The organism is Listeria rocourtiae subsp. hofi (assembly GCF_963575615.1).
Taxonomy (GTDB): Bacteria; Bacillota; Bacilli; order Lactobacillales; family Listeriaceae; genus Listeria_A; species Listeria_A hofi.
On the sequence record NZ_CAUYTL010000028.1, the window covers coordinates 40,657 to 46,656 of the forward strand.

Here is a 6,000-nt window from a genome sequence, read left to right on the forward strand (position 1 = left end):
TTTTTTATCGGCCTAATTTTAAAGAAGTCCGATTACGTGACCAACCACACCAACTACGAAAAGACCTAGAATGATGATAATTGGACTAACTTTCTTTCTAAGCAACCACATACATAGGAATGTAAGTAGTAGCGCTGCAAGACCTGGAATTAAGTCATCCAAGTTATTTTGCAGAGTTGTTACTTTCATTTGAGATAGTGATAGTCCTTGAGTATATTGTTCAAATGCCATTTTAACGCCATCAATACCACTTGGAAGTGAATTCCAATCAATATAAGCACCGTTATCTAATTTAACCTCAGAAATAACCGGTTTAAAGACAATGGATACCCACCTTTGAACCAAGGCAGCGAGCACGAACATACCAAGAATCGAAGCACCTTTTGTAATATCTTGTAAAAGACCACCAGAAAGGTCATCCGTAACTTTAGAACCTGCTTTGTAACCAAATTCTTGCGTATACCACATGAAGCCCATACGAATAACGTTCCAAGCTAAGAAGAAAATGATTGGACCAAGGATATTCCCACTAATTGCAAGAGAGGCACCAAGCGCACCAAGCATCGGACGAATTGTGAACCAGAATACTGGATCTCCAATACCAGCTAGTGGTCCCATCATACCAACTTTTACCCCTTGAATTGCTACGTCATCAACTGGTGCACCATTCGCACGTTCTTCTTCCAGTGCAAGCGTTACTCCAAGAATTGGTGATGCAACATATGGATGCGTATTAAAGAATTCCAAGTGACGTTTCATCGCCGCTGAACGGTCTTCTTTTGATTTATATAATTTTTTAATTGCTGGAATCATTGAGAATGCCCAACCACCATTTTGCATACGCTCATAGTTCCAAGAACCTTGAATAAACGTAGAACGCCATGCAACACTTAGGCGGTCTTTTTTCGATAAGACAATTTTTTCTGTTTCTGCCATTCTTTTCTCCTCCTTTTTAGGTTTAATAGTCGTTTAGAATGTCGCCAAGCGGATCTTTGGAATTACCGCCTCCGCCTCCGTTTGAATTACCGCCACCCATTTTAGAAAGGTTAAGGTAAATAAGAGCTAACGCAACACCTAGAGCACCAATCGCGATAAGTGTTAATTGAGTAATTGCTGCTACGACGAAACCGATGATGAAAAATGGCCATACTTCTTTTGTTGCCATCATGTTAATAACTAGTGCATAACCTACTGCTACTACCATTCCCCCACCAATTGCCATACCTTCTGTTAACCAAGCTGGCATTGATTCTAGGAACGATTGAACGCTTTGTGCTGGAATGAATAGAAGTGCTGCTGCAGGAATCGCGATACGGATACCTTGCATACAGATTGCACCGATATGCAACCACTCCACTTCCTTGAAACTACCTTTTGCTGCAGCTCTATCCATTAAATGTACGATAGGAACTGCCAAAGTACGAACGATCATTGTTAAGAAAAGACCTGCTACTGCAAGCGGAATTGCAATGGCAATCGCAGAAGGAATACCTGCAACGCCTTGTCCACCTAATACTAAAATAATTGCTGATGCTACAGATGCAAGTGCTGCATCGGGTGCTACGGCTGCTCCAATATTTGCCCAACCAAGTGCTATCATTTGAAGTGTCCCACCAAGGATAATACATGCCGTTAAGTTACCTGTTACAAGTCCGATTAATGTACATGCTACTAATGGCTGATGGAATTGGAATTCATCTAAGATTCCTTCCATACCAGCTAGAAAGGCAACTAATATTACTAAAATTATTGCTATTACAGACATAAATATACCTCCTATTTTGAATTTATTATTGTGCTTTTAATTCAGCTTTTGCTTTCTTGATGATGTCCTCCATGTTTGCGCTCGAATCGTTAGGAACTTTACGAACATCAAACTTGATCCCTTTTTCTTTCAGTTTATCAAAAGCTTCTACGTCTTCTTGTCCCATTGCAAGTACTTTACTTACCACTACTTTCCCTACAGAATGGGCCATAGAACCAACGTTTACTTGCTCGATTTCTACGCCACCTTCAACGGCACGAAGAACATCTTGCGGGTTTTCGAATAAAAGAAGCGCTTTTGTATTACCAAATCGTGGATCCTTAGAAATCTCAATCATTTTGTCAACAGGAATGACATTGGCTTTAACGCCCGGTGGTGCTGCCTGTTCAATTAATTTTTTACGAAGATCATCTTTAGAAACTGCGTCTGATACAACGATTATGCGAGTCGGGTTTGTTGATTTTGTCCATGCAGTCGCAACTTGACCATGTAGTAAACGAGAGTCAACGCGTGCTAAGACAAATTTAATTTTGCCGTCCCCAACAACTGTTCCTGGAGCAAGTTCTCCACTAGGTTGTTCTGAGGCAACAGCTTCTTGTGGTTGTGGTTGTAACTCTTCTGGCTTAATACGAACGCCTTCTTGTCCTGGTGTCAGGATGTTTTTAGCGATTTCTTGCGCAGAGTTCATGGAGAAGCGTGATGCAAAAGCTTCAATCAACATTGGCAAGTTAAGGCCTGCTACAATTGCCCACTTATCTTTATGGTCTTCATACAAACCATTTGCTTGGTTGAACGGGGTGCCTCCCCAAAGATCAACTAAGAATAGTACTTCATCTTGGCTATCAAATGATGCGATTGCAGCTTCCATCTTGGCTCTGATATCATCTGGGCCTTCGCTTGGCATCAATGTGATTGCTTTAACGTTTTCTTGTTCTCCGAAAATCATCGTTCCGGATTGCAAGATACCTTCAGCAAATTCGCCGTGAGTTGCGAGGATAATTCCTACCATCTTTTTCCCTCCTAAGTAAACTTTACTTTTCAAACATTTAGAGACCTCTAACATAAAATACTAGCTAGTTCATTCGTTGCGTCTCTTCACAAAGCTCGAAATCCCTCTCCCCCCTTCAATTCGTCAGAGCTTCCATCAAACTCTGCACTCTCGTTCATAAGCCCAATCCCCTGGCTATCTTAAAAAGCATCCGTTTCCGGACTGGATATCAATAATTACCCAATATTAGCTTCTTTCAATCCTATTTGTTTTCACTATGCGTCATCAAACTAATATAAAGCAATTTCCGTGCCAACTTTAGTGTATCAAGAAGAAAAGGCTTATGTAGCAGCAATAAATACGCAATTATAGGTGATATATAAGTTAGTGTATTAATTGTCGATACGCTATTATCACTTCTAATATAGTATATCATTTAAAGATTGATACTGTACAGAACTATCCTATTTGCCGCAGGATATTATATCATACCGTTTTACAGTAAGGCTATTATTTTTATTTAACTTCCAAATATTGCTTTTATTTTACGATGTTGTATACTTACATATAGGGAGGAAGATAAAAATGATAAAATTAGCTTTAATTTGTGTTTTTCTTGTCCTACTAACGTTTTTTGCTAAGAAGAAAAGTTTCAAAAAAGGGATGTCACTATTTTTAACTTTAAGTGTGGTTGCGTTTATCGTAGCAGGGTGCGGTCCTACAGATGATGAATTAACGAAGGACGATACGCCAACAACTACACAAGAGAAGAAATCACCCAAACTGGTTCTTCAAGCGGAGAACGGCTTTAAATCTGATGAAAATGGAACCGTCACCATTTCTGTGAAAACAAAACCTGATGCAGATTTGACACTGATAGCAAGTGGCCATCCGGATCAAGCAGCGACTTCGGATACTGATGGGAATTTTGCATTCACATTGACAGAAGTTCAAAATGACGGAACTGCGGTACTCACCACATCATGGAAAGGCCAAACTGAATCAAAAGACATTACATATCAAGCCAATCCTACCTATAAGACAAAACTTGCAAAAATCGAGCAAGAAAAACAAGTAGCCGAAGCAAAACGCGTAGAAGCTGAGAAAAAGGAGCAAGAGCGCATAGCTGAGGCCGAACGTGCAGAAGCCGCTCGAGTTGCCGAAGAAGCCAGAAAAGCTGAAGAAAAACGTGCGGCTGATGAACGTGCATCTGCTGAAAGGGACCGTTTGGCCGCTGCCGAGAAAGAGCGTGCAGCCAAGGAACAACGCGAAGCTGAACAACGCAGGCAAGCCGAGGAGCAACAACCTGCTGATGACCAAGGTGAGATGGTTTATATTACCGCGACTGGTAAACGTTATCACTTTGATCAAAACTGTCGTGGTCTAAATAATTCCAATGGTGAAACACAGGTCACCTTATCTGACGCCCAATCACGCGGGCTCACAAAATGTAAATTTGAATAACATAAAATGCTAGTTCGGCGAATAGGCTGAACTAGCATTTTTTCTATACATTCAACTTTTCTTTCAAACTTTCCTGCAATGTTTGCGAGAAATTAATATTCTCTCTTTCTGCTAAACTATTCAACCAAGAGGGGATCGTTAGTGTTTTTTTTGACAGCTTGATTGCCATTTTTTATTTTGTAAGCCAGATAATCGAAATCAATCAATGCGATAAACGCGCCTTCCTCATTTACAGAAACATATCCTAGGTTTGATGCAGTTGGAAGCATCTCCCCGTTCTCTTCCAGATCATACAAATAAATACCTAATGCGTCCTCCGCCATTTCCGTTGCTGTAGCAATATCCTTGCCATTTTCTTAGGAGTTATCGGCATACTCATACCTCCTTTTTATGCACCTATACCATAGTTAATACGTGTTTAAAGACGTTTAAAAAAAACAGATCGCTTCAAAACGACCTGTTTCTTCGCACTATTTAGATGTTTGAGCTCTGGTCGCATAATTAAATTGCGGGTCCATCAGCAAGAATTCATAATTTGCTGGGTCAACAATTCCAAGCACTTTATTACTATCATAGAGATCCAATAAAAAGCCTGCCATTTCTTTACCAGTATGATATTTTGCCACGGAATCTTTGTAATCGAATGTTTCTTCATCCCGCGCTCGCTTCGCAAATTCGGTTTCTGTTGCGGCCGGCGCTAGTACCTTGGCTTGCATTTTGGCATTGGTAGCCTTTAATTCATGAGATAGTCCTTCTGTAAAAGCGCTGACGTAAAATTTGGTAGCGCAATAAGTGATAGCATTAGGCACGATTGCATAGCCGCCGCCAGAGGAAACATTAATTAGTTGCGTTCCATCAACATTCGCATAATCCCGAACAAACAGTGAAGAAAGAATTGTCAGTGCTTCAATGTTCAAGTGTAGCATCGACTCAATCTTGGACAGTTTCTGTTCACTTATAGAATCAAAATTCCCAAATCCGGCGTTATTTATCCATGTCTCTAGTTCTAAATCTTTTAAATCAGCGTAAAAGTTATAAACGTTTTCCGCTACTGTCAAATCTACTATTTTAATCAGGACTTCCACATTTGGGTTTATTTTCGCAATTTCAGTCTTTAACTGCGCCAACTCGGTTTCACGCCTTGCCGCTACTACAAGGTTTTTGCCTCTTTTGGCAAATAATAGCGCGCTTTCGTAACCAATTCCTGAGCTAGCTCCTGTAATAACTGTGTATTTCATCGTCATTCCTCCAATGGCTTTCGCCGGATTTTTATGGTATAGTCGCAAGTATAGACCTTACAGTAAACTCTAAGTCAAGTGATTAGGAGGAAATTTATGTATTCTATCGGAGAAACAGCGAAATTAGTCGGTTTAAGTACATATACATTGCGATATTATGAAAAAGAAAAAATAATCTGGCCCCATAGAAACGATAACGGGGAGCGGATGTTCGATTCCAGGCATATCGATTGGCTAAAATTTGTCATGCGGCCAAAAGCAACGCAAATGCCAATTGCGCAAATTAGAAAATATACAGAATTATTTTTAGAAGGAGAACATACAGCAACGCAACGGCTCAAACTTTTACAGAATCACCAGATGTTTATTCAAGAGCAATTGCTAAATCTGACAAATGTCGAGAATGAATTGCAACATAAAATTGAGAACTATGAAAAGTTAATCGCTCATTCGGCGAAATAAAAAGTTGAGTCTGAGACAAAAGGTTCTCTGACCTAGAAAAATACGTATCCAAAATCTGCATTTAGATTTTGGATACGTATTTT

At 40.0% G+C, this 6,000-nt stretch carries 7 protein-coding genes; 2 read left to right on the top strand and 5 right to left on the bottom strand.

Annotated features, from left to right (window positions below):
- Positions 1-18 precede the first annotated feature (18 nt).
- The 3 genes from R8925_RS11875 to R8925_RS11885 are packed head-to-tail and all read right to left on the bottom strand — an operon-like array spanning position 19 to position 2,774.
- Positions 19-936: a PTS system mannose/fructose/sorbose family transporter subunit IID gene (locus tag R8925_RS11875; RefSeq protein ID WP_430536055.1), complete on the bottom strand. Its 918-nt coding sequence runs from the start codon at positions 934-936 to the stop codon at positions 19-21.
- A 22-nt stretch (positions 937-958) separates the two neighbouring features.
- The gene (locus R8925_RS11880) at positions 959-1,765 is read right to left on the bottom strand and encodes a PTS mannose/fructose/sorbose transporter subunit IIC (protein WP_430536056.1); all 807 of its coding nucleotides are present in this window, start codon (positions 1,763-1,765) and stop codon (positions 959-961) included.
- A 25-nt stretch (positions 1,766-1,790) separates the two neighbouring features.
- Positions 1,791-2,774, bottom strand: coding sequence for a mannose/fructose/sorbose PTS transporter subunit IIA (locus R8925_RS11885; protein WP_430536057.1), 984 nt, complete (start codon positions 2,772-2,774; stop codon positions 1,791-1,793).
- Positions 2,775-3,338: 564 nt separating this feature from the next.
- Between R8925_RS11885 and R8925_RS11890 the strand changes: the two genes are divergently transcribed.
- Positions 3,339-4,217, top strand: a complete 879-nt coding sequence (locus R8925_RS11890) for a hypothetical protein (RefSeq protein ID WP_430536058.1) — start codon at positions 3,339-3,341, stop codon at positions 4,215-4,217.
- Between the two features lie 116 nt (positions 4,218-4,333).
- Here R8925_RS11890 and R8925_RS11895 read toward each other — a convergent pair whose 3' ends face one another.
- The gene (locus R8925_RS11895) at positions 4,334-4,486 is read right to left on the bottom strand and encodes a hypothetical protein (protein ID WP_430536059.1); all 153 of its coding nucleotides are present in this window, start codon (positions 4,484-4,486) and stop codon (positions 4,334-4,336) included.
- A 201-nt stretch (positions 4,487-4,687) separates the two neighbouring features.
- Entirely contained in the window at positions 4,688-5,455 is a 768-nt protein-coding gene (locus R8925_RS11900; RefSeq protein ID WP_430536060.1) for an SDR family NAD(P)-dependent oxidoreductase, read from the bottom strand.
- Between the two features lie 96 nt (positions 5,456-5,551).
- On the opposite strand from R8925_RS11900, the gene R8925_RS11905 reads away from it, so the two are divergent.
- A complete protein-coding gene (locus R8925_RS11905) occupies positions 5,552-5,917 on the top strand; it encodes a MerR family transcriptional regulator (protein WP_430536061.1) in 366 nt (121 codons plus the stop codon).
- Positions 5,918-6,000 lie beyond the last annotated feature (83 nt).